Origin of the sequence: Streptomyces novaecaesareae, assembly GCF_000716875.1 — a bacterium.
GTDB lineage: Bacteria > Actinomycetota > Actinomycetes > Streptomycetales > Streptomycetaceae > Kitasatospora > Kitasatospora novaecaesareae.
Map to the genome: position 1 here is coordinate 22578 of NZ_JNWQ01000029.1, position 24073 is coordinate 46650.

Below are 24073 nucleotides of genomic sequence, written 5' to 3' on the forward strand. Positions count from 1 at the left end.
GCCCCCGATAACCTGCCGGTATCACCCCTCGCCGCAGCTTTGAACGCTGCTGCTCCACAGGCCATCGCGGCGTCCCATTCGGAGGAGACCTGGTGCTGCACACGCTCGACGCCCCGGCCGTGCGCACCTGGTGCCAGCTCGCCCTGCGCGCGCTCGGCCAGGCGCGCGAGGAGATCGACGCGCTCAACGTCTATCCGGTCCCGGACGGCGACACCGGCACCAACCTCTACCTGACCGTCGAGTCCGCCGCCGCCGAGGTGGAGAGCCGCTTCGCCGACCCCGCCGCCGACCCGGCCCCCGGACTGGCCGAGGCCGTCCGGGCGATGGCCCGCGGCGCGCTGGTCGGCGCCCGCGGCAACTCCGGGGTGATCCTCGCCCAGTGGCTGCGCGGCACCGCCGAGACGCTGGCCGAGGGCGGCGGCGCCGAACAGCTGCGGGCCGCCCTGCAGCGAGCCGCCGACTCCGCCTACCAGGCCGTCGCGGAGCCCGTCGAGGGCACGCTGCTGACCGTCGCCAGGGTCGCCGCCCGGGAGGCGGTGCGGGCCGGGGACGGGCTCGCCCAGGTCGCCGACACCGCGTACCGGGCCGCCCGGGACGCGCTGCGGCACACCCCGGAGCAGCTCGCCGTACTGGCCGAGAACGGGGTCGTGGACGCCGGCGGGCGCGGCCTGGTCGCCGTCCTCGGAGCGCTCGCCGACGCCGTCGCCGGGCAGCAGCCGATGGGGCCGGTCGCGCTGCGCGGGGACCTCCGGGCCCTGGAGAGCTGCGAGGTGCACCTGCGGCCGCCCGGCCCCGGCCACCCCGCCTTCGAGGTCATCTACCTGCTGGACGCCCCCGACGAGGCGCTGCCCGCGCTGCGCGAGCGGCTCGGCGGGCTCGGCGACTCGCTGGTGATCGGCGGCGGCGACGGCCTGTGGAACGTGCACGTCCACGTGGACGACGCGGGCGCCGCCGTGGAGGCCGGGGTCGAGGCCGGGCGCCCGCACCAGATCCGGATCACCCACTTCGCCGAGGCCGCCGCCCGGGCCGGCACCGCCGCCGAACGCGGCGAGCGCGCCGAGCGGGCCCGGGCGGTGCTCTCCGTCGTCTCCGGCGAGGGCCTGGCCGAACTCTGCGAGCAGGCCGGCGCCGTCGTCCTGCACGCCGACCCGGACCGCCCGCCGGCCAGCGTCGAACTCGCCGCCGCCGTGCGCCGCTCGGCCGCCCGCGAGGTCGTCCTGCTGCTCAACGACCCCGAACTGCGCGCCGCCGCCGGGGCCGCCGCCGACCAGCTGCGCGAGGAGGGCGTCCGGATCGCCGTCCTTCCCACCCGCTCGCCGGTGCAGGGGCTGGCGGCGCTCGCGGTGCACGAGGGCGGCCGCCGCTTCGACGAGGACGTCGTCGCCATGACCTCCGCCGCCGGGGCCACCCGGTACGCCCAACTCGCCGTCGCTGAGGGGGAGTCCTGGACGATGGCCGGGGTCTGCCAGGCCGGTGACGTGCTCGGCCTGATCGACGGCGACGTCGCGGTGATCGGCGCCGGGCTGGCCGAGGTCGGCGAGAGCGTGCTGGACCGGATGCTCGGCGCGGGCGGCGAACTCGTCACCCTGATCCTCGGCGAGGGGGCCGACGAGGCGCTGGCCGAACGGCTGGTCGCGCACGTGCGGCACCGGCGGCCCGAGGTGGACGCGGTGGTCTTCCACGGCGGGCAGGAACCGGCGCCGCTGCTGATCGGCGTGGAGTAGGGGGTCCTTCTCTCGCCCGGATTGTCGGTCCGGTGGTGTAAACAGGGCGCTGATGGGCGCTCTCGATGAACCACTGACCAAGCTCGTCGGCGACCGCACCGCGAAGGTGCTCGCCGACAGCCTCAAGCTGCGCACGGTCGGGGACCTGCTGCACCACTACCCGCGCCGCTACGTCGAACGCGGCCAGCTCACCAGCCTGGACGAGCTGGAGATCGACGAGCACGTCACGGTGCTGGCCCGGATCGAGAAGGTCACCCTGATCCCGTTCCGCGGCCGCAAGGGCGACCGCCTGGAGGTCGTCGTCACCGACGGCCGCAGCCGGCTCTCGCTGGTCTTCTTCAACCAGGGTTGGCGGCAGAAGGAGCTCAAGGCCGGCGCCCAGGGCCTGTTCGCGGGCAAGGTCGGCGTCTTCAACCGCAGCCGCCAGCTGGTCTCGCCCGACTACCAGCTCCTCGACGAGGACGCCGGGTCGGATGCCGCCAAGCAGTTCGCCGGCCGGCTCATCCCGGTGTACGGCGCCAGCGCGCAGATGCCCAGCTGGAAGCTGTCGATCTGCGTCGAGACGGCGCTCACCAAGCACCTCGGCGACGTCGGCGAGCCGCTGCCCGCCGAACTGCGCGAGCGGCACGAGCTGATCCCGCTGCCCGAGGCGCTGGAGCTGATCCACCGCCCGCGCAGCCAGGCCGACCGCGAGCGCGCCCAGAGCCGGCTGCGCTGGGACGAGGCCTTCGTGCTGCAGGTCGCGCTGGCCCGGCGCCGGGCCGCCGACTCCGCGCTGCCCGCCAAGCCGCGCAAGGCCCGCGCGGGCGGACTGCTGGACGCCTTCGACGCCCGGCTGCCGTTCACCCTCACTGAGGGCCAGCAGAAGGTGTCCGCCGAGATCGCCGCCGACCTCGCCACCGACCACCCGATGCACCGGCTCCTCCAGGGCGAGGTCGGCTCGGGCAAGACGCTGGTCGCGCTGCGCGCCATGCTCGCCGTGGTGGACGCGGGCGGGCAGGCCGTCCTGCTGGCGCCCACCGAGGTGCTCGCCCAGCAGCACCACCGCTCGATCGTCGAGATGATGGGGGACCTGGCCGAGGGCGGAATGCTCGGCGGCTCGGACCTCGGCACCCGGGTGGTGCTGCTGACCGGCTCGATGGGCGTCCCGGCCCGCCGCCAGGCGCTGCTCGACATGGCCTGCGGGGACGCCGGGATCGCCATCGGCACCCACGCGCTGATCGAGGACAAGGTCCAGTTCCAGGACCTCGGCCTGGTCGTGGTGGACGAGCAGCACCGGTTCGGCGTCGAGCAGCGGGACGCGCTGCGCGCCAAGGGCGAGCAGCCGCCGCACCTGCTGGTGATGACCGCCACCCCGATCCCGCGCACCGTCGCGATGACCGTCTTCGGGGACCTGGAGACCTCCGTCCTCGACCAGCTGCCGGCCGGCCGTTCGCCGATCTCCACCCACGTCGTCCCGGCGCTGGAGAAGCCCAACTTCCTCGCCCGGGCCTGGGAGCGGGTCCGCGAGGAGGTCGCCAAGGGCCACCGGGCGTACGTGGTCTGCCCCCGGATCGGGGACGAGGAGCCCGCGGCCGAGCCGAAGAAGCGGCGCAGGGCCGCCGAGGAGGACTTCGAGGAGGTCGCCGACGCCGGCGCCGCGAGCGACGAACGACGCCCCCCGCTCTCGGTGGTGGAGACCGCCGAGCAGCTGGTGAAGGGCCCGCTCGCCGGCCTGCGGGTGGAGATCCTGCACGGGCGGCTCACCCCGGAGGCCAAGGACGAGGTGATGCGCCGGTTCACGGCCGGCGAGGTGGACGTGCTGGTCGCCACCACGGTCATCGAGGTCGGCGTCAACGTCCCCAACTCCACCGTGATGGTCATCATGGACGCCGACCGCTTCGGCGTCTCCCAGCTCCACCAGCTGCGCGGCCGGGTCGGCCGCGGCAGTGCGGCCGGGCTGTGCCTGCTGGTCAGCGACATGCCCGGGGGCAGCGCCGCCCGGGCCCGGCTGGACGCCGTGGCGGGCACCCTGGACGGCTTCGAGCTGTCCCGGATCGACCTGGAACAGCGCCGCGAGGGCGATGTGCTGGGCCAGGCACAGTCCGGGGTGAAGTCCTCGCTCAAGGTGCTCTCGGTGCTGGAGGACGAGGAGGTCATCCTGACCGCCCGGACCGAGGCCACCCGGCTGGTCGCCGAGGACCCGGACCTGGCCGCCCACCCTGAGCTGCGCACCGCGCTGGAGAGCCTGCTCGACGAGGACCGCGCGGCCTACATGGAGAAGGGCTGAGCGGCCCGCTCCGGCCCGCACGGCCTGGGAATTGTCAGACCCCCGCGAGAGAATGAAGGTGTTCAGGACGCACCCTCAAGGTGCGTACCTGGCACGACACTTGGGGGTCCTGCCATGGCATTCCGTCATCTCAACGAGCTCCCGCTGGGCGACAAGGTCTTCCGGATCGAACTCGCCAGCGACGACGACCGCGAGGTCACCCTCACCCTGACCGGCTGGCGCGAGGGAGCGGCCGCCGCGCCGCTCGCCTCGGGCAAGCTCCGCCTGCCGGTCGAGGACGTCGCCTCGCTGCGGATCGCGCTCAACCGCGCGCTGCGGGCGCTGGCGATCGTCGCGGACGTCTCCGAGCCCATCCCCGACCGCGACGTGCTGCGCGAGCTGTACCCCGGGCACGGCGCCCCCTGGGTGCCGCAGCACGAGGAGGAGCTGGTCCGGCGCTTCCACGACGGCGAGACCATCGCCCGGATCGCCGCCCGCTTCGGCCGCACGCCCGACTCCGTCCGGACCAAGCTGCGTGAGCTCGGGCACGACCCGCGCCGCCCCGAGTTCTGCCCGCCCGACGGCTGCCTGTCCTGGTCCCGCTACGCCTCGCCGGCCCTGCTCGGCGCGGCCGTCCCGGCCCAGTCGGCGGGCTCCGAGGCGAGCTGACCCCCGCCCCCCGCAGGCCCTGCCGGTAAGCCCGGCAGGGCCCCGGCTGTGACTCGCCCGCTCGCGTCCGGGGCGCTCGGACCCGGCGCCGACGGTCGGCGCTCCCTCGCTCCTGCGTCGCTCCCTCGCTTCTCCCTCTCGGCACCGGCGCGCCCCTTCGGCTCGGGGCCGTATAGCGTGGTCGGGCAGCGACGAAAGGACCTCCCACCACCATGACCCGCGTGATCGCCGGGGCGGCCGGCGGCCGCCGACTGGCCGTACCGCCCGGCCGGGGCACCCGGCCGACCTCCGACAAGGCCCGCGAGGCGATGTTCTCCACCCTGGAGGCGCTGCGCGGCACCCTGCACGGGGCCCGGATGCTGGACCTGTTCGGCGGATCGGGCGCGGTCGGGCTGGAGGCGCTGTCGCGCGGCGCCGAGCACGTCCTGCTGGTCGAGGCGGACGGCCAGGCGGCCCGGGTGATCCGGGAGAACGTCCGGGCGATCGGCCTGCCGGGTGCCGAGGTGCGGGCCTCGAAGGCGGAGAAGGTGGTCGTCGGCCCGCCCCCGCAGAGCCCGTACGACCTGGTGTTCCTCGACCCGCCGTACGCCGTGACGGACGAGGAACTCCGCGAGATGCTGATCACACTCCGGCTCGGGGGCTGGCTCGCGGAGGACGTACTCGTCACCGTGGAGCGCAGCACCAGGGGCGGCGAGTTCGGCTGGCCCGAGGGCTTCGAGGGGCTGCGCTCCCGCCGCTACGGCGAGGGCACGCTCTGGTACGGTCGCGCCGCCGACGCGGCCGGCGAGCAGGAGTAGCGGGCCGCGGGCCCGCGAGAGCCGTCACCCGACGAGGGAGCACACACGCCATGCGCCGAGCCGTCTGCCCCGGTTCGTTCGACCCGATCACCAACGGTCACCTCGACATCATCGAGCGGGCCTCGAAGCTGTACGACGTGGTGCATGTCGCGGTCGCGATCAACCGGAACAAGCAGGGCATGTTCACCATCGAGGAGCGGATCGCCCTGATCGAGGAGACCACCGCCAAGTACGGGAACATCGTGGTCGAGTCGCACCTCGGCCTGCTGGTGGACTTCTGCCGGGAGCGCGGCATCCCGGCGATCGTCAAGGGCCTGCGCGCCGTCAGCGACTTCGACTACGAGCTGCAGATGGCCCAGATGAACCACGGGCTGACCGGCGTCGAGACGCTCTTCCTGCCGACCTCGCCGACGTACAGCTTCCTCTCCTCGACGCTGGTCAAGGAGGTCGCCTCGTACGGCGGTGACGTCTCGCACCTGCTGCCGGAGACGGTGCACCGCCGGCTGGTCGAGCGGATCGCGGAGCGCAAGGCCGAGCAGTAGTCGGCCGGTTGTCCCTTTCTGCCGGTTCGTCACGGATTGCCCGAAGGCCGGGAGGCCGGTTCGGCTCGGGCGTTGTGACCCTGCCCCGCGGTGGCCGTACAGTCTGTATTCCTGCCCTGCGGTGAGGTTCACCGCGCCGGGCCTGCCTCCGCCGGACCGTCGGCGGCACACGGAAAGACGAAGCCCCGTGGACGTGCAGAACAAGGTCGACGAGATCGTGGCGGCGGTCGAGAACGCCCGCTCGATGCCGATGTCGGCCTCCTGCGTGGTGAACCGGGCCGAGCTGATCGGCCTGCTCAACGACCTCAAGGCGGCGCTGCCCGCCGAACTCGCCCAGGCGCAGTCGGTGATGGCCGACCACGAGCAGGTGGTGGCCGGTGCCCAGGCCGAGGCGGAGCGGATCATCCAGGGGGCGCACACCGAGCGCGGCTCGCTGATCTCGGACACCGAGGTCGTCCGCCAGGCGCAGTCCCAGGCGGACCGGATCCTCGCCGAGGCACGCGCCGAGGTCGACACCAAGCGGGCCGAGGCCGACGACTACGTGGACAGCAAGCTCGCCAACTTCGAGGTCGTGCTGACCAAGACGCTCGGCGCGGTCGGCCGCGGCCGCACCAAGCTGCGCGGCGACGCCGGCGTCTTCGAGAGCGAGCCCGGAGGCGACACCGACGGCGAGGAGTTCCGCCCGCAGCGGATCAGCCCGAGCCCCGAGGTGGACGAGTACGTCGATGTGAAGCTCGCCACGCTGGAAAACGTGCTGAGCGCCACCCTGGACGCCGTCGGCAAGGGCCGCGACAAGCTGCTCGGCAAGCGGCCCATCGACGAGCTGGGCGCCTACCTGGCCGCCGCCGACGAGGCGCAGCAGGCCAAGGAGCGGGCCGAGGCGGTGGCGGCGGGCTTCGCCGACGACGCCGACGGCGCGGACATCGCCTGGTACCGCGAGGACGTCCCGCAGCAGCAGAGCTGGCCGGAGCAGACCCCGGCCGCGGTCGGCTGGCAGGAGCCCGGGGCCGACCAGTACGCCGCCGCCCAGCAACCGGGCGGGCAGTACGCCGAGGTGTACGGCGGGGGCTTCGACCCGGCCGGGCAGGGCGACCCGTACAACACCCAGTGGGGCCAGCAGCAGGGCGGCTACCCGCAGCAGGGCTACCAGGACCAGCAGCAGACCGGCTACGGCTACCAGCAGCAGCAGCAACAGCAGCCGGGCTACGGCGCGCAGGCGTACGACGGCTACAACTACCCGCAGCCGCCCGCCGCCCCGCCGGCCGTGCCGCAACAGCAGCAGGGCCTGGACGAGACCAGCTTCTTCGACACCAGCATGATCGACATGACCAGACTGCGGGAGCTCGGCGGCCGCTGAGCGGACGCCGAGAAGTCTCCCGACGGGACCGAAGTTGGGCCTGGCGGGAGACTCCGGTAGTCTGACCACTCCGGCATCCCCATGCCCGCCTCTCGGCTTGCCCTCGCAACGTCGACTTGTATGGGGACACATCGAAGAACCCCCATGGAAGTCAGGACCACCGTGAACCGCCTCGACCACCGCGACCCCCTCGTGTTCGACACGCACGAGCTGGGCCGTCGTCCGGGTTCGATGCGCAAGGTGAACCGGACCCTGGAGGCCCCCGAGGGCTTCGGGATCATCGATGTCATCGGCGTCCCGGAGAAGAGCCCGATCGAGCTGGAACTCCGCCTGGAGTCCGTGGTCGAGGGCGTGCTGGTCACCGGCACCGCCGACGCCCACGTCGAGGGCGAGTGCGTCCGGTGCCTGGAGCCCGTCGACTTCGACATCGACGTGGACTTCCAGGAGCTGTACTACTACCCGGAGTCCGACGAGCGCCACCGCGCCCGGACCACCGGGACCGAGGACCTCGACGAGGACTCGGAAGAAGAGACTTACCGCCTGGAGGGCGACTTCTTCGACCTCCAGCCGGTGCTGCGTGACGCGGTGGTGCTTGCACTGCCGCTGCAGCCGGTGTGCCAGGAAGACTGCCTGGGCCTGTGCTCCGAGTGCGGAGCGCGCCTGAGCGACGACCCGGCGCACCACCACGATGCCGCCGACCCCCGGTGGGCGGCACTGCAGGGACTCTCCGCCGCCCCCGGCGACGAGGGTGACGGGATCAAGACCAGCGACACCCGTGAGGGTCTCGCCGAGAACCAGGAGAAGTAGCCGTGGCTGTTCCGAAGCGGAAGATGTCGCGCAGCAACACGCGCCACCGCCGGTCCAACTGGAAGGCCGTTGTTCCGGCCCTCGTGGCGTGCGACCGCTGCCACGAGCCGAAGCTGGGCCACATCGCGTGCCCGAGCTGCGGCACGTACAACCGTCGCCAGGTCCTCTCGGTCTGATCGGCGGGGTGCACGGATCGATGTCGGACGGTAACTCCACCCGCAAGGCGTCCGCCGCCCCGAAGGGTTCTTCGGGCGGTGGCAAGGCCGGTGGGCCGGCTTCGACCGAATACGACGTCCTGGAAGGGCGCCTCGGGTACACGCTCGAGCGCGCCCTTCTGGTGCGTGCCCTGACCCACCGCTCGTACGCGTACGAGAACGGGGGTCTGCCCACCAACGAGCGCCTGGAATTCCTCGGCGACTCGGTGCTGGGCCTCGTGGTGACGGACACCCTCTACCGCGTCCACCCGGACGTCCCGGAGGGCACGCTCGCCAAGCTCCGCGCCGCGGTGGTCAACTCCCGCGCGCTCGCGGACGTCGGCCGGGGTCTCGACCTCGGCACGTTCATCCGGCTCGGCAAGGGCGAGGAGGGAACCGGCGGCCGCGACAAGTCGTCGATCCTCGCCGACACCGTCGAGGCCGTGATCGGCGCCGTCTACCTGGACCAGGGGCTGGACGCGGCCACCGAGTTCGTCCACCGGCTGTTCGACCCGCTGATCGAGGAGTCCTCTCAGCTGGGCGCCGGCCTGGACTGGAAGACCAGCCTCCAGGAGCTCACCGCCTCGGTGGGCATCGGCGTTCCCGAGTACGTGGTCATGGAGTCCGGTCCGGACCACGAGAAGACCTTCACCGCGGCGGCCCGGGTGGCCGGCGAGGACTTCGGCAGCGGCGTGGGCCGCTCGAAGAAGGAAGCCGAGCAGAAGGCCGCCGAGAGCGCCTGGCGCGCGATCAAGGAGAAGTACGCCGACCGGCTGCCCGCCGGCGCGTAGCGCGGGCGCAGCAAGCGAGCGACCGAGCGACCGAGCAGGAGAGGCCCGCAGTAGCCTTCTCCTGCTGATCGTTTTCTGCAGGAGGCGTGTTCCCGTGCCCGAACTCCCCGAGGTCGAGGTCGTCCGTCGTGGTCTGGCCAGTTGGGTCGCCGGGCGGACCGTCGCCGACGTCCAGGTGCTGCACCCGCGCGCGGTGCGCCGCCAGCCGGCCGGCGCGGGCGACTTCACCGCCCGGCTGACCGGCACCACCCTCGGCACCGCGCAGCGGCGCGGCAAGTACCTGTGGGTGCCGCTCGCCGGCACCGGTACCGGATTCTCGCTGATCGGCCACCTCGGGATGAGCGGCCAACTCCTCGTCCAGGACCCGTCGGTGCCCGACGAGACGCACCTGCGCGTGCGGCTGCGCTTCGCCGACGGCGGGCGCGAACTGCGCTTCGTCGACCAGCGGACCTTCGGCGGCCTGGCCGTCGAAGAGGCCGAGGATGGCGACCCGGAGGGCACGCCCGTCTCGATCGCGCACATCGCCCGCGACCCGCTCGACCCGCGCTTCGACGACGAGGCCTTCACGGCCGCGCTGCGGGCCAAGCGCACCACCGTCAAGCGCGCGCTGCTCGACCAGACCCTGATCAGCGGCGTCGGCAACATCTACGCCGACGAGGCGCTGTGGCGCACCAAGCTGCACTACGACCGGCCGACCGCGACGCTGACCCGCCCGCAGGCCGCGCTCCTGCTGGCCAGCGCCCGGGACGTGATGACCGCGGCGCTCGCCGTCGGCGGCACCAGCTTCGACAGCCTCTACGTCAACGTGAACGGCGAGAGCGGCTACTTCTCGCGGGACCTCGACGCCTACGGACGCGAGCACGAGCCCTGCCGCCGCTGCGGCACCGCGATCCGGCGGGCGGCCTGGATGAACCGCTCCAGCTACTTCTGCCCCCGCTGCCAGCGCGTGCCGCGGGCCCGCAGCGGGGGCTGAGCCGGCTCCGCCTACTTGTGGGCGAGCTCGGGGTGCTCGGTGACGGAGTCGCCGGGCGTGCCGTGGGTGTCCTGCCCGAAGTAGGCGACCCCGACCGCGGACACCACCGCGAGCAGGAAGCCGAGCACGCCGAGCCAGCCCAGGCCGGCCTTGGAGGAGTCGCCGAGCCAGAGCACGCCGACCGCGCCGGGCAGCACCGTCTCGCCGACCACCAGGGCGGCCGTCGCGCCGTTCACCGAGCCGATCTGCAGCGCCACGGTGTGGATGTACATGCCGCCGAGGCCGCCGATCAGGATCGCGTACAGCGCCGGGTCGGAGAGCAGCGAGCCGAGCGCGAACGGCTCGACGCCGTTGAGGATGCGCACGCCGACGCCCAGCCCGCCGAAGCCGAGGCCGGAGAGCAGACCGGCGACGATCGCGCCGTTGGCGCCCATCCGCCGCACCAGCAGGCTGCCGCCGACCAGCAGCACGGTGGTGACGATCAGCAGCCACCAGTGGAAGGACATGTCCGCGTGGTGGCCGCCCTCCGGGCCGGCCGAGACGGCCAGCAGCACCAGCGCCGAGCAGAGCACGCCGATCGAGGCCCACTCCAGCTGCTTGAGCCGGATGCCCAGCAGCTTGATGCTGAGCAGTGCGGTGATCACCAGGTTGGCGCTGATGATGGTCTGCGAGAGGAACAGCGGCAGCAGCCGCGCGGCCAGCGCACCAAGCCCGAAGCCGATCAGGTCGAGCACTGTGCCCAGGATGAACTCCCAGGTGACGGCGGCCTTCGCGGTCGAGGAGAGGCTGGGCCCGCCGTGTTCGGTGGTCGAGGTGGTGGCGCCCTTGGCGGCCTCCTCCCGGGCGGAACGGCGGGATCCGACGGCCTGCAGGACCGATCCGGTGCCGTAGCAGGCGGATGCCGCCACGGCCGTGACGAGGCCGATGATCACCGGGTGCTCCGATCGGGAGTTGGGTCAAGAACGAGTAATGGGACCGGCGGTCCGGGACTGCTGAGCCCGTTCGCGCGGTACGGTCGGGACGCCCCCCGCAGCGCCCTGGAGCGCCCCGGAAATCGGGCCGGGCCCGCCGGGACGTACGTCCGGGCGGCTCCCGCGGTTCCCGTGCCCCGCCCCACTCGGGGGCGGCTGGGGGAAACATCATCCCCGAGAAGGGGAGCGGCCCCGGCGGACGGCGGGGAGTCTTGTCATAACCAGTATGCGAAGGGTATGGCGTGCTCCGATGCCACTCGCGGTAGCGTCGGGGGCATGAGAACCCTTGCACGACGTTCCCGGGGCGCCGGGCCACTTGCCCTGGTGGCGGCGCTGCTCGGGCTGCTGCTCCTGCTGGCACCGGCGGCCTCGGCCGCCGGCGGGCTGAGCGATGCCGCCGCCACCCTGAAGAAGGGCCAGGTCTACGTCGACCCGGCGATGACCGACCGGTTCAGCCAGGCCCAGGCCGACGCCCTGACCAAGAAGATCGAGAAGGCCGACAAGCCGATCTTCATCGCGGTCGTCCCGGACTCGCCGGCCTACAACAAGGACACCGTCTTCAAGGACCTGCGCACCCTGGTCGGGATCGACGGGGTCTACGCGGTCTGGCGCGGCAACGCGTTCCGGGCCGACGCGGACCGCGGCGCGATGGCGGCCGGTGCCGCCACCCGGATCTCCGGTGCCGTCCTCCGGGCCGACAACGGTGACATCGACGCCACCCTGAACGACTTCGTCGACCAGGCCGCCCCGCAGACCAAGGGCCAGGGCGTCAACCACAGCACCTCGATCGCCTGGGTGGTCATCCCGGTCGTGCTGGTGGCCCTGGCCGGCGCCGGCGTCTTCTTCCTCTTCCGCCGCGCCAAGAAGCGCAAGGAGGAGCAGGCCCGGGCCGAGCTGGCGCAGCTGCGCCGCGTGGTGGACGAGGACATCACCGCCTTCGGCGAGGAACTGGACCGCCTCGACTTCAACCCGCGCGCGGCGGACGCCGACGACGTCCAGCGCACCGACTACACCCACGCCCTGGACTCGTACGAGAAGTCCAAGCGCCTGATGGACGAGGCCAAGCGGCCCGAGGACGTCAAGCAGGTCACCGAGGCGATCGAGGACGGCCGGTTCGCGCTGGCCACCCTGGCCGCCCGGCGGGAGAAGCGCCCGCTGCCCGAGCGGCGTCCCCCGTGCTTCATGGACCCGCGCCACGGCCCGTCCGTCAAGGACGTCGACTGGGCCCCGGCCGGCGGCTCCGCCCGTTCCGTCCCGGTCTGCCAGGCCGACGCGGACCGGGTGGCGGCCGGCCTCGACCCGGCCGTCCGCACCGTCGACACCGACCACGGCCCGCAGCCGTACTGGAACGCCGGCCCGGCCTACGCCCCGTACGCGGGCGGCTACTACAGCAGCTTCGGCGGCGGTCTGCTGCCGGGCCTGCTGGTCGGCACCATGCTCGGCTCGATGATGAGCACCCCGGCCTACGCCGCGGCGCCGATGATGGACGGCGGCCACCACGGCTACCAGGACCAGTACGAGGGCGGCGACTACAGCGGCGCCGACTTCAACGGCGGCGACTTCGGCGGCTTCGGCAGCGGGGACTCCGGCGGCGACTTCGGTGGCGGCGGGGACTTCGGCGGCGGGGACTGGTAGCCCGCCGAACCGAACACCGACTCCACGCGGCCCCGCCGGTCCTCCCGGCGGGGCCGCTCCCGTATCCGGGCGGCTCCGCCCGCGCCCGAGCCGTGCCCGGGACTGCGGGCGGCGGGGGCCTGGCCCGTGCCCTAAGGTCGGGGCATGCACGGTCGCGACGCCCACAGTGAGGAACCGGTCCGGGTCACCGCCTGGGTCCGGGGGAAGGTCCAGCAGGTCGGGTTCCGCTGGTGGACCAGGGCGCGGGCGCTGGAGACCGGACTGACCGGCTACGCGAGCAACCTCGGCGACGGCCGGGTGCAGGTGGTGGCCGAGGGGCTCGCGGCCGACTGCGAGCAACTGCTGGCCCTCCTGCGCGGCCCGGACACCCCCGGGAAGGTCAGCGGCGTGACCGAGATCTGGACGGCCGTCGGCCCTGGTTACGAGGGCTTCGAGATCCGCTGAGCCGCCGCTCGCGGGCACCCTGCCGGCCCCGTCGCCGGGCCGCCGCGAAAAGATCCGGAACTGTCGGTGTCACGGGGTTGCCATCCGGGCAGACTCGTGGTTGACTCCGCATCGAACGATGATCCACGAGCACGTGGTGGACCCGCCCAGAGAGCCCCCCGGCGTGACGACACCGCCAGGCAGGTGACAGGGCCGCGGTAGCGTGCGGTGATCGTGTTGACCCTTTCCGTCTTTGGTGAGACGCTGGAAGCCCGCGCACACGACCGCGTTCTCCCGGCAGGCGCATGCCCTCGTGAGCCCAGCTCACGGTGGTTGTGCCGTAGTGCCCAGCCAGCACTTCCGGTGACGCGCCGCGCGTGCGTCCCCCTTCCCCCTAGACATGAACCGTTCCGGTTCTGTCACTCAGCGTGGAGGACCATTCATCATGGCAAAGGCGCTTCTCGGGTACGTCGGCGGCCCCGACCCGCGAATGCTCTCCGAGATGCGACGGCTTCAGCAGCGCGTCCAGGATCTTGAAGCCCAGCTCCTTCGGATGCAGGCTGAGAACGACGCACTCACCGCTGTCGCTGACGAGCACTCGCTGCTCAACAGCATCGATCTGGATCAGCGGGAGCCGGCTCTCACCTGAGTCCCGCCCGGTCCTCGCAGATCGACGCCGCTGTGCACTGAGCCGCCCCGAAAGGGACGCAGCTTGCAAGGGACGCCCTGATGTGGCGTCCCTTCGTCGTGTCCGAGTCCGGATACAGTCGCACGCTGGGGCCCCTGGGGAGCGATGAGGAGACCGGCGCGTGCACCTGAAGAGTCTGACGCTGCGCGGGTTCAAGTCCTTCGCCTCCAGCACCACCCTGCGCTTCGAGCCGGGCATCACCTGCGTCGTCGGCCCCAACGGCTCCGGCAAGTCGAACGTGGTGGACGCGCTGTCCTGGGTGATGGGGGAGCAGGGGGCCAAGACGCTGCGCGGCGGCAAGATGGAGGACGTCATCTTCGCCGGGACCAGTGGGCGCGCCCCGCTCGGCCGCGCCGAGGTCAGCCTCACCATCGACAACGCCGACGGCGCCCTGCCGATCGACTACTCCGAGGTGACCATCACCCGGACCATGTTCCGCAACGGCGGCAGCGAGTACGCGCTCAACGGCGAGACCTGCCGCCTGCTGGACATCCAGGAACTGCTCTCCGACTCCGGCATCGGCCGCGAGATGCACGTCATCGTCGGGCAGGGGCAGCTGGACTCCGTCCTGCACGCCGACCCGATGGGCCGACGCGCCTTCATCGAGGAGGCGGCCGGCGTCCTCAAGCACCGCAAGCGCAAGGAGAAGGCGCTGCGGAAGCTGGACGCGATGCAGGCCAACCTCAACCGGGTCCAGGACCTGGTGGCCGAGCTGCGCCGCCAACTCGGCCCGCTCGGCCGACAGGCCCGGATCGCCCGCCGGGCCGCCGGCATCCAGGCCGCACTGCGCGACGCCCGCCTGCGGCTGCTCGCCGACGACCTGTCCACGCTCCGCCGGGCCGTCGAGGCCGAGGTCGCGGACGAGCTGGCGCTGCGGCTGCGCCGGACCACCGTCGAGCAGGAACTGGCCCGCGCGGTGCAGCGCGAACGGGTCCTGGAAGCACAGGTCGGGCAACTCGGGCCGAGCCTGGAGACCGCCCGGCAGACCTGGTACCGGCTCTCCGCGCTCGCCGAGCGCACCCGCGGCACGATCGGGCTGGCCGAGGCCCGGGCCCGGCACGCCGCGGCCGGGGGACAGGCCGAGGAGCGGCGCGGGCGGGACCCGCAGGAACTGGAACGGGAGGCCGAGCGCGTCCGCGAGGAGGAGGCCGCGCTCGCCGAGGCGCTGGAAGAAGCGCAGTACGCCCTCGCCGAGGCCGTCGAGCGCAAGGGCGGGCTGGAACGCGAGCTGGCCGCCGAGGAGCGCCGGCTGCGCGACGCCGCCCGGGCCATCGCCGACCGCCGGGAGGGCCTGGCCCGGCTCCAGGGGCAGGCCGTCGCCGCCCGGTCCCGGGCCGCCTCGGCGCAGGCCGAGATCGGCCGGCTCGTCGAGTCCAGGGACGAGGCACTGCTGCGCGCCGAGGCCGCGCAGAGCGAGCTGGACGAGCTCCGGCAGCAGGTGGACGACCAGGCCGGGGACGACGAACAGGCCGAGGCCGGCCACCGGGAGGCGCGCGAGCGGCTGGCCGCCGTCGAACGCGAACTCGCCGCCGCCCGGGAGACGGCCGGTGCCGCCGAGCGCGAACGGGCCGCGCTCACCGCGCGGCACGAGGCGCTCTCCCTCGGACTGCGCCGCAAGGACGGCACCGGCGCGCTGCTGGACGCGGGGGAGCGGCTGGGCGGGCTGCTCGGCCCGGCGGCCGCACTGCTGCGGATCGAGGCCGGGTACGAGGTGCCGGTGGCGGCGGCGCTCGGCGCGGCGGCCGACGCGGTGGCCGTCGACTCGCCGTCCGCCGCCGTCGAGGCGCTGCGGCTGCTGCGGGCGGACGACGCCGGACGGGCCGGGCTGCTGATCGCGGGCGCGACCGAAGTCCCTTTCCCGGCAGGCGAGTTGTCGGACGGGGCCCGCTGGGCCGCCGAACTGGTCGACGGCCCGGCCGAGTTGCTCCCCGCCGTCCGGCAACTGCTGGCCGGGGTGGCCGTGGTGGCGGACCTGGACGCGGCGCTGCGACTGGTCGGCGGGGACCGCGGGGTGTGCGCCGTCACGGCCGTCACCGCCGACGGGGACCGGCTGGGCGCCGGCTTCGCGCACGGCGGCTCCGGCGGCGCGCCGAGCCTGCTGGAGACCCAGGCCGCGGTGGACGAAGCGGCCAGGGCGATCGGGGAACTCACCGTCCACTGCGCCGAGTCGGCCGAGCGACTGGCCCAACTCACCGAGCTGCGCCGGGAGACGGCCGCCGAGGTGGAGCGGCTCGCCGAACGGCGGCGGCAGGCGGAGAAGGAGCGGGCCCAGGTCGCGGGCGCGCTCGGCCGCCTCGGCGGGCAGGCCCGGGCCGCCGCCGGAGAGGCCGAACGGCTGTCGGCCGCGGCCGCCCGGGCCGAGCAGGGCCTGGCCGAGCTGCTGGCCACCGCCGAGGAGCTGGCGCAACGCCTGGCCGCGGCCGAGGAGTCGGCGGACGCGGGCCAGGACGAGCCGGACACCGGAGAACAGCAGCGGCTGGCCGAGGCCGCGAGCGCCGCCCGGCAGGCCGAGCTGGAGGCCCGGCTCGCGGTGCGCACCCACGAGGAACGGGTCCGCGCGCTGGCCGGCCGGGCGGACCAGCTGGACCGGGCCGCCCGGGCCGAGCGCGAGGCGCGCGCCCGGGCCGCCGAACGCCGTCGGCGCGCCGAGCACGACTCCCGGGTGGCGAACGCCGTCGAGGCGGGTGCCCGGCAGCTGCTGGCCTGCCTGGAGGTGTCGCTGGCCCGCGCGGACGCCGAGCGGGCGGCCGTCGAACGGGCGCGCACCGAGCGCGAGGAGGAGCTGCGGGAGCACCGCGAGCACGGCCGCAGCCTCAAGGAGGAGCTGGACAAGCTGGTCGACGCCGGGCACCGGGACGAGGTGCTGCGGGCGGAGAAGCGGCTGCGGATCGAACAGCTGGAGGCCCGGGCGCTGGAGGAGTTCGGCATCGACGGCGGCGAGCTGCTCGCCTCGTACGGGCCGGACCGGCTCGTCCCGCCGGAGGCCCCGGAGGAGGGCCAGGCGGCGGGGGAGCCGTACCCGTACGTGCGGGCCGAGCAGGAGAAGCGGCTGAAGGCCGCCGAGAAGGCCTACCAGCAGCTCGGCAAGGTCAACCCGCTGGCGCTGGAGGAGTTCGCCGCGCTGGAGGAGCGGCACACCTTCCTCGGCGAGCAGCTGGACGACCTCAAGCGCAGCCGGCGGGACCTGCTGGAGATCGTCCGGGACGTGGACCAGCGGGTCGAGCAGCTGTTCACCTCGGCCTACCACGACACCGCCGCCCAGTTCGAGGGCGTCTTCGCCCGGCTCTTCCCGGGCGGCGAGGGCCGACTGGTGCTGACCGACCCGGACAACATGCTCGCCACCGGGGTCGAGGTGGAGGCCCGCCCACCGGGCAAGAAGGTCAAGCGGCTGTCGTTGCTCTCCGGCGGCGAGCGCTCGCTGACGGCGGTGGCGCTGCTGGTGGCGATCTTCAAGGCCCGGCCCAGCCCGTTCTACGTGATGGACGAGGTGGAGGCGGCGCTGGACGAGACCAACCTGCGCCGGCTGATCGGGATCATGGAGGAGCTGCGGGAGAGCTCCCAACTGATCGTGATCACCCACCAGAAGCTCACCATGGAGTCCGCCGACGCCCTCTACGGCGTGACGATGAAGGGCGACGGCATCTCGCAGGTGATCAGCCAGCGGCTGCGGGAGGAGCACCGGGAACGGCCGCCGCGGGCCGCCCGTACCGTGATGGTCTAGGGCGGCTGCGGTCCATCCGGGCTCCGGTCACGGATACTGGACGGGTTATGGAATACGTGATCCTTGCCGTAGTCATCGCCGTGGTCGCCATCGGCGCGATCGCCGGCCTCGTCGTTTCCGGCAGACGACGCCAGCAGCTGCCCCCGAAGTCGCAGGCGCCGGTCATCACGGCGCCGAAGCCCACCCCGCAGGAACCCCAGGTCGGCGAGGAGTCCGCGCCGCCGACCGAGGAACCCCGTCGCACCGTCGAGGAGGTGGAACTCCCGGCGGAGCCGGCGGCCCCCGAGGCCGTCGAGGTCCCCGAGGTCGAGCCGGCCGAGGCCGAGGCGGCTCCCGCCGTCGAGGTCCCCGAGCCCACCGCCGGCCGACTGGTCCGGCTGCGCTCGCGGCTCTCCCGCTCGCAGAACTCGCTCGGCAAGGGCCTGCTCTCGCTGCTCTCCAGGGAGCACCTGGACGAGGACACCTGGGAGGAGATCGAGGACACCCTGCTCACCGCCGACGTCGGCGTCGCCCCCACCCAGGAGCTGGTCGAGCGGCTGCGCACCCGGGTGAAGGTGCTCGGCACCCGTACGCCCGACGAGCTGCGCGCGCTGCTGCGCGAGGAGCTGGTCGAGCTGGTCGGCAAGGACGCCGACCGCACCGTGCGCTCCACCAAGCACGAGGAGGGCCCGGCCGTGGTCCTGGTCGTCGGCGTCAACGGCGTCGGCAAGACCACCACCACCGGCAAGCTGGCCCGCGTCCTGGTCGCCGACGGCCGCACGGTGGTGCTCGGCGCCGCCGACACCTTCCGTGCCGCCGCCGCGGACCAGCTGCAGACCTGGGGCGAGCGGGTCGGCGCGCGCACCGTGCGCGGCCCGGAGGGCGGGGACCCGGCCTCGATCGCCTTCGACGCGGTCAAGGAGGGCATCGCCGAGGGCGTGGACACCGTGCTGATCGACACCGCCGGCCGACTGCACACCAAGACCGGCCTGATGGACGAGCTGGGCAAGGTCAAGCGGGTCGTCGAGAAGCACGGCCCGGTGGACGAGGTGCTGCTGGTACTGGACGCCACCACCGGACAGAACGGCCTGATCCAGGCCCGGGTGTTCGCCGAGGTGGTCGACATCACCGGCATCGTGCTGACCAAGCTGGACGGCACCGCGAAGGGCGGCATCGTGGTCGCGGTGCAGCGCGAGCTGGGCGTGCCGGTCAAGCTGATCGGTCTGGGCGAGGGCGCGGACGACCTGGCACCGTTCGAGCCGGGTGCGTTCGTGGACGCGCTGATCGGGGACTGACCGGGGTTTCCCGTCGGATGAAGGGTCCGCTCCTCCGGGGGCGGGCCCTTTCGCGTGCCTACGGGGTTACGCGCCGACGGGCTGCCGCCGCCCCGAGCCGAAGGGGCGCGCCGGTGCCGAAAGGGAGAAGCGAGGGAGCGAAGCGAGGGAGCGCCGACCGTCGGCGCCGGGTCCGAGCGCCCAGGAGGCGAGCGGGCGAATCACCGTGTCACGAGGCGATCCAGGCCGGCTCGGCGGTGCGCTCGCGGCCGCGGTGGCAGGCGTACGCGAGGGTGCCGAGCAGCAGCCGGGCCTCGGGCGGGCAGCCGGCGTTGTCGCGGGTGGGGCGGCGCAGCCAGCGGACCGGGCCGAGGCCGCCGAGGACGGTGGGCGGGGCGGCGACGTAGCTGCCCTCGCCGTGGCAGGTGAGGTCGAGCGCGGCGTCGTCCCAGCCCATCCGGTACAGCAGGTCGGGGAGTCGGCGGGCGGTGCCGGCGGCGACCAGGAACTGCAGCCGGCCGGTGGGGGCGGCGAGCACCGGGCCGACCTGGGTGCCCATCCGCTCCAGCCGGACCAGCGCCTGCAGGCCGGCCTGCTCGGGGACGTCCAGGACGTCGAAGGCGCGGCCGGTGGGGAACAGCACCGAGCTCTCGGCGCGGGCGGCGCGGCTCCGGCCCTCGGTGCCCGGTACGGGGTGCAGGCCGGGCGCGGCGCAGCGGGCGGAGCCGCAGGGACAGCGGGTCGGGGCGGTGGCGCCGGTGGCCGGGGTGTCGGTGCCCGGGTCGCCGGTGGCGACCGTCCAGCCCCAGCGGCCGGTGTACTCCGCGGCGGCCTGGGACGCGGTGACCTTGGTGCGGCGGCGCGCCCCCAGCGGTGTCAGCCGCAGGTGCCCCAGTCGAAGTTCGCCGAACAGGTTGTCCATGCCTCCCCCAACAGGTTCTCGTTGCCGATGGTTACGGGATGGTGACTGTGTGTTGATTGTCAGCTGCGTGGTGCGTTGTGCGGTGGCGGCGCGCAGCGCGTGGCGTGCGCCGTTTTCGATGGTGTGCCTCGGGCGCCGCCTTGTGGGGGCGACGCGGATGCCGGATCGTCGGGTGCGTGAGGCTGTTGCCATCCGGAGTGGGTGGTGAACTCGCTTGTGGCTGCGGTGGGTTGCGGGGTCTGCCGGGTCTTCCGGGCTGAGCCGGGGGACTGGGCGGCCCGCATATGCCGGACCGTCGGGACTACCTAGTGAAGCGTGTGCCCCGTGGCTTCGGTTCACTCCTGGGGGTGGCGAAAGGTGGCGTTTCGCCAGGGCCGCTCCCGCGGGCACCTCGCGGGGCATTACGTTCAGCACGCGGATGTCGTCGGTGAGTCAGTTCCGGGCTTTCGGAGAACGGGAGTTGGGGACCTGACGGCTCGTCCGCAACGATGGCACACCAGTACGACGACGCGGCACGGCGGCACCTCAGGCACGGCACGTCTGGCAAGAGCCCGCAACCGTCGGGCGGTCACGATCGGGGGCCCCGTGGGGGCCGGGCGGGATGGGACGTTCCCATGGCAGAGAAGCAACCCAATGAGAAGCTGACCACGTGGTTCGCCCGCAGCGGCTGGTCCAAGGGCGAGTTGGCCCGTCAGGTCAACCGCCGGGCCCGCCAGATCGGCGCCCACCACGTGTCCACCGACACCTCGCGGGTGCGCCGCTGGCTGGACGGCGAGCAGCCGCGCGAGCCGATCCCCAAGATCATGTCGGAGCTCTTCTCCGAGCGCTTCGGCTCGGTGGTGTCGATCGAGGACCTCGGCCTGCGCGCCGCGATCCCGGTCTCCACCGTGGGCGGCGGCGTGGACCTCCCGTGGAGCGGTCCGCAGACCGTCCAGCTGATCAGTGACTACTCCCGCAGCGACCTCATGCTCAACCGCCGGGGCTTCCTCGGCACCTCGCTGGCGCTGACCGCCGGCGCCGCACTGATCGAGCCGATGCAGCGCTGGCTGGCCCCCGGCCCGACCGGCATCCCCACCCCGATCCTCACCGCGGCCAACGGCGGCGAGGCGTTCACCGGCCGGCTCTCCGAGCCCGAGCTGGAACTGCTGGAGCAGACCACGGTCATGTTCCGCCAGTGGGACGCGCAGAACGGCGGCGGGCTGCGCCGCAAGGCCGTCGTCGGCCAACTGCACGAGGTCACCGACCTGCTCCAGGAGACGTACAGCGAGGACACCACCCGGCGGCTGTTCCGGCTCACCGCCGAACTCGCCCACCTGGCCGGGTGGATGTCCTACGACGTCGGGATGCACCCGAGCGCGCAGAAGTACTACGTGCTGGCCCTGCACGCGGCCAAGGAGGCCGGCGACCGCCCGTTCGGCGCGCTGATCCTCACCGACATGAGCCGCCAGATGATCCACCTCAACCGGGGCGAGGACGCCCTGGAGCTGATCCACCTGGCGCAGTACGGCAGCCGTGACACCGCCACCCCGCGCCAGCAGTCCCTGCTGTACGCGATGGAGGCGCGCGCCTACGCCACCATCGGCGAGGTCAACCGCTGCGCCCGGGCGATCCGGCTGTCCGAGGACACCTTCACCGACATCCGGGAGGGGGACGAGGAGCCGGACTGGCTGAAGTTCTTCTCGCCGGCCGAGCTGAACGCCGAGAACGCGCACTCCTTCCGCGACCTCGCGTACCACTCGGACAACGCCCAGCTGTACGCCTCGATGTCCGCGCCGGTGATGGAGCGCGCGGTGGACCTGTTCCGCCAGGACGGCGACCACGTGCGCAGCTACGCCTTCAACCTGATCGGCATGGCCAGCGTGCACCTGCTGCAGAAGGAGGCCGAGCAGGCGGCGGTGATGGCCGAGCAGGCGGTGGACATCGCCACCAAGGTGCGCTCGGAGCGCCTGAACTCCCGGGTGCGCAAGACCACGGAGGCCGCGGCGGCCCGGTTCAAGGGCGTGGACGCGGTGAGCCGGCTCAAGGAGCGGGTCGTTCAGGACATCCCGGAGTTCGTCTCGGTGGTCTGAGCCGTCCCGCTCCGCCCCACCGACCCCACCGGCCCCTGACTCCACCGGCCGTGGCGGCCGCCGCCGCCACGGCCGGTGGCATCCGCGCGTGCCGGCATTCGGGAATGGGGGCGTTTCCGTGCGGGGCCGGTCGCGCGGCGGAACGGTAGCCCGTCCGGGCGTGCGCGGGGCCGTGGTTCACGCAGCCGTAACCCGCGCGTCGTACGCGTCACGGCCGCGAAACAACCGGCCGCATTGGCCGAAACCCGTCTTCGGCACTCTCCTCTTCATCGCCGACAGCCCGGGGACACGGGACAGGTACCCGGGTACGGATCGGCTTGGACGCAGAGGAGACGCCGATGCCGGACGGCTTCAGCGCGGGCGACACCGCCTTCGTGCTCATCAGTGCGGCCCTGGTCATGCTCATGACCCCGGGCCTGGCCTTCTTCTACGGGGGCATGGTCAGGGCAAAGAGCACACTGAACATGCTGGCGATGAGTTTCCTCTCGCTCGGCATCGTCAGTGTGCTGTGGGTCCTCTACGGGTACTCGCTCAGCTTCGGGCCCGACGCCTTCGCCGGACTGATCGGCAACCTGGACTTCCTCGGGATGCGCGGCATCGGCCTGAACGAGCTGGCCGGGACGATCCCGGTCACCGCCTTCTCGATCTTCCAGCTGATGTTCGCGATCATCACCCCGGCGCTGATCAGCGGCGCCATCGCGGACCGGGCCAAGTTCGCCGCCTGGGGCCTGTTCATCGCGCTCTGGGTGACGATCGTCTACTTCCCGGTCGCGCACTGGGTCTTCTTCTTCGACGGCGGCCACGGCGGCTGGCTGGGCGACCGCAACGGCGTGATCGACTTCGCCGGCGGGACGGCCGTGCACATCAACGCCGGCGTCGCCGGCCTGGCGCTCTGCCTGGTGCTGGGCAAGCGGGTCGGCTTCAAGAAGGACCCGATGCGTCCGCACAGCCTGCCGCTGGTGATGCTCGGCTCCGGGCTGCTGTGGTTCGGCTGGTTCGGCTTCAACGCGGGCTCGGCGCTGGCCGCCAACGGGGTCGCCGCGATGGCGATGGTCAACACCCAGGTCGCCACCGGCGCTGCGCTGGTCGGCTGGCTGATCTTCGAGAAGCTCAAGCACGGCGCCTTCACCACGCTGGGCGCCGCCTCCGGCGCGGTGGCCGGGCTGGTCGCGATCACCCCGGCCTGCGGCTCGGTCAGCCCGCTCGGAGCGGTGGCGATCGGCCTGGTCGCGGGCGCGGTCTGCGCCGCCGCCGTCTCGCTGAAGTACCGCTGGGGCTTCGACGACTCGCTGGACGTGGTGGGCGTGCACGCGGTGGGCGGGGCGATCGGCTCGCTGCTGGTCGGCGTGTTCGCCACCGGTGGGGTCGGCCAGACCGCCAAGGGCCTGTTCTACGGCGGCGGGCTGGGGCAGCTCGGCAAGCAGGCGATGGGCGTGGCCGTGGTCGCGGCGTACTCCTTCGTCCTGTCCTGGCTGCTGGCCAAGGCGGTCGACAAGCTGGTCGGCTTCCGGGTCGCCGAGGAGGTCGAGGTGGCCGGCATCGACCAGGCCGAACACGCCGAGTCCGCCTACGATTTCAGCGCGGTCGGGGCGGGCCTGGCCCGGGCCCTGCCCGGCCTGGCCGCCGCCGCGTCGGCAGGCCCGTCCGCCGGGACGGCCGTCGAGAAGTCCGCCGAGAAGCCCACCGAGAAGGCCGCCGGCAAGGCTGCCGAGAAGACCGAGGTCGACGCCTGATGAAGCTCATCACCGCCGTGATCAAGCCGTACCGACTGGACGAGGTGAAGGCCGCGCTGCAGGCCTTCGGAGTCCACGGCCTGACCGTCACCGAGGCCAGCGGCTACGGCCGCCAGCGCGGCCACACCGAGGTGTACCGGGGCGCCGAGTACACCGTGGACCTGGTACCGAAGATCAGAATCGAGGTCCTGGTCGAGGACGAGGACGCCGACGACCTGATCGAGGTCCTGGTGAAGGCCGCCCGAACCGGCAAGATCGGTGACGGCAAGGTCTGGAGCATCCCGGTCGAGACCGCCGTACGGGTCCGCACCGGCGAGCGCGGCCCCGACGCCCTGTAGCCCCCTGGTAGCCCGTGTAGCCCCCACCCGCGGCGGGCCCGTGATCCCCTGGCAGGGGGTGCGGGCCCGCCGACGGCGTGGCGGCGTCCGGCCCGGCAGCGGGCCGTACGGGCGCCCCGCTCAGCCGGACAGCGACCCCGTCGCAGGACGGCTCGCCCGCAGGACGGCCCACCTGCACCACGGCTCACCTGCACCACGGTTCACCCGCACCACGGACG

The 24073-nt window shown here is 73.1% G+C and carries 20 protein-coding genes; 18 read left to right on the forward strand and 2 right to left on the reverse strand.

The window, feature by feature from the left end; all coding sequences use genetic code 11:
- Positions 1-92 precede the first annotated feature (92 nt).
- The 10 genes from OP86_RS13385 to mutM all read left to right on the forward strand — a co-directional run bounded on the left by OP86_RS13385 (position 93) and on the right by mutM (position 10102).
- On the forward strand, positions 93-1724 hold the full coding sequence (locus OP86_RS13385) for a DAK2 domain-containing protein (RefSeq protein WP_030257859.1): 1632 nt from the start codon (positions 93-95) through the stop codon (positions 1722-1724).
- 52 nt (positions 1725-1776) lie between these two features.
- Positions 1777-3993 carry an ATP-dependent DNA helicase RecG gene (recG, locus tag OP86_RS13390; protein WP_030056742.1) on the forward strand — a complete coding sequence of 739 codons (2217 nt, stop codon included), beginning with the start codon at positions 1777-1779 and terminating at the stop codon, positions 3991-3993.
- A 114-nt stretch (positions 3994-4107) separates the two neighbouring features.
- A complete protein-coding gene (locus OP86_RS13395) occupies positions 4108-4641 on the forward strand; it encodes a hypothetical protein (protein ID WP_030056743.1) in 534 nt (177 codons plus the stop codon).
- A 212-nt stretch (positions 4642-4853) separates the two neighbouring features.
- Positions 4854-5438: a 16S rRNA (guanine(966)-N(2))-methyltransferase RsmD gene (gene rsmD, locus OP86_RS13400; RefSeq protein ID WP_030056744.1), complete on the forward strand. Its 585-nt coding sequence runs from the start codon at positions 4854-4856 to the stop codon at positions 5436-5438.
- 50 nt (positions 5439-5488) lie between these two features.
- Positions 5489-5980 (forward strand): pantetheine-phosphate adenylyltransferase, encoded by a 492-nt coding sequence (gene coaD, locus OP86_RS13405; RefSeq protein ID WP_030056745.1) that lies wholly within the window; start codon positions 5489-5491, stop codon positions 5978-5980.
- Between the two features lie 187 nt (positions 5981-6167).
- A complete protein-coding gene (locus tag OP86_RS13410) occupies positions 6168-7337 on the forward strand; it encodes a F0F1 ATP synthase subunit B (RefSeq protein WP_030257862.1) in 1170 nt (389 codons plus the stop codon).
- A gap of 144 nt (positions 7338-7481) precedes the next feature.
- Complete coding sequence (locus OP86_RS13415; RefSeq protein WP_030056746.1) at positions 7482-8144, forward strand: YceD family protein; 663 nt, start codon at positions 7482-7484, stop codon at positions 8142-8144.
- Positions 8145-8146: 2 nt separating this feature from the next.
- Positions 8147-8320 carry a 50S ribosomal protein L32 gene (gene rpmF / locus OP86_RS13420; protein WP_030056747.1) on the forward strand — a complete coding sequence of 58 codons (174 nt, stop codon included), beginning with the start codon at positions 8147-8149 and terminating at the stop codon, positions 8318-8320.
- Between the two features lie 20 nt (positions 8321-8340).
- Entirely contained in the window at positions 8341-9129 is a 789-nt protein-coding gene (gene rnc, locus OP86_RS32915) for a ribonuclease III (RefSeq protein ID WP_030056748.1), read from the forward strand.
- Positions 9130-9223: 94 nt separating this feature from the next.
- The gene (mutM, locus tag OP86_RS13430) at positions 9224-10102 is read left to right on the forward strand and encodes a bifunctional DNA-formamidopyrimidine glycosylase/DNA-(apurinic or apyrimidinic site) lyase (RefSeq protein ID WP_030056749.1); all 879 of its coding nucleotides are present in this window, start codon (positions 9224-9226) and stop codon (positions 10100-10102) included.
- Between the two features lie 11 nt (positions 10103-10113).
- On the opposite strand, the gene OP86_RS13435 is transcribed toward mutM, so the two are convergent.
- Positions 10114-11034 (reverse strand): DMT family protein, encoded by a 921-nt coding sequence (locus tag OP86_RS13435; protein WP_030056750.1) that lies wholly within the window; start codon positions 11032-11034, stop codon positions 10114-10116.
- 315 nt (positions 11035-11349) lie between these two features.
- Between OP86_RS13435 and OP86_RS13440 the strand changes: the two genes are divergently transcribed.
- From OP86_RS13440 to ftsY, 5 genes are all read left to right on the forward strand, one after another.
- The gene (locus OP86_RS13440) at positions 11350-12708 is read left to right on the forward strand and encodes a DUF4381 domain-containing protein (protein ID WP_030257865.1); all 1359 of its coding nucleotides are present in this window, start codon (positions 11350-11352) and stop codon (positions 12706-12708) included.
- Between the two features lie 144 nt (positions 12709-12852).
- Positions 12853-13152 carry an acylphosphatase gene (locus OP86_RS13445; RefSeq protein WP_030056752.1) on the forward strand — a complete coding sequence of 100 codons (300 nt, stop codon included), beginning with the start codon at positions 12853-12855 and terminating at the stop codon, positions 13150-13152.
- Positions 13153-13576: 424 nt separating this feature from the next.
- Entirely contained in the window at positions 13577-13780 is a 204-nt protein-coding gene (locus OP86_RS13450) for a hypothetical protein (RefSeq protein ID WP_030056753.1), read from the forward strand.
- Between the two features lie 160 nt (positions 13781-13940).
- Positions 13941-17540: a chromosome segregation protein SMC gene (gene smc, locus OP86_RS13455; RefSeq protein WP_051830047.1), complete on the forward strand. Its 3600-nt coding sequence runs from the start codon at positions 13941-13943 to the stop codon at positions 17538-17540.
- Positions 17541-17587: 47 nt separating this feature from the next.
- On the forward strand, positions 17588-18814 hold the full coding sequence (ftsY, locus tag OP86_RS13460; RefSeq protein ID WP_030056758.1) for a signal recognition particle-docking protein FtsY: 1227 nt from the start codon (positions 17588-17590) through the stop codon (positions 18812-18814).
- Between the two features lie 208 nt (positions 18815-19022).
- Here the strand turns inward: ftsY and OP86_RS13465 are convergent, their stop codons facing one another.
- The gene (locus tag OP86_RS13465; RefSeq protein WP_033331810.1) at positions 19023-19715 is read right to left on the reverse strand and encodes a bifunctional DNA primase/polymerase; all 693 of its coding nucleotides are present in this window, start codon (positions 19713-19715) and stop codon (positions 19023-19025) included.
- A gap of 614 nt (positions 19716-20329) precedes the next feature.
- Between OP86_RS13465 and nsdA the strand changes: the two genes are divergently transcribed.
- The 3 genes from nsdA to OP86_RS13480 all read left to right on the forward strand — a co-directional run bounded on the left by nsdA (position 20330) and on the right by OP86_RS13480 (position 23855).
- Positions 20330-21784, forward strand: a complete 1455-nt coding sequence (gene nsdA, locus OP86_RS13470) for a transcriptional repressor NsdA (protein WP_030257871.1) — start codon at positions 20330-20332, stop codon at positions 21782-21784.
- A gap of 338 nt (positions 21785-22122) precedes the next feature.
- A complete protein-coding gene (locus OP86_RS13475) occupies positions 22123-23517 on the forward strand; it encodes an ammonium transporter (RefSeq protein WP_030056762.1) in 1395 nt (464 codons plus the stop codon).
- Positions 23517-23855 carry a P-II family nitrogen regulator gene (locus tag OP86_RS13480; RefSeq protein ID WP_030257875.1) on the forward strand — a complete coding sequence of 113 codons (339 nt, stop codon included), beginning with the start codon at positions 23517-23519 and terminating at the stop codon, positions 23853-23855. Before OP86_RS13475 ends, OP86_RS13480 begins: the two co-directional genes overlap by 1 nt.
- The last annotated feature ends 218 nt before the right edge of the window (positions 23856-24073 follow it).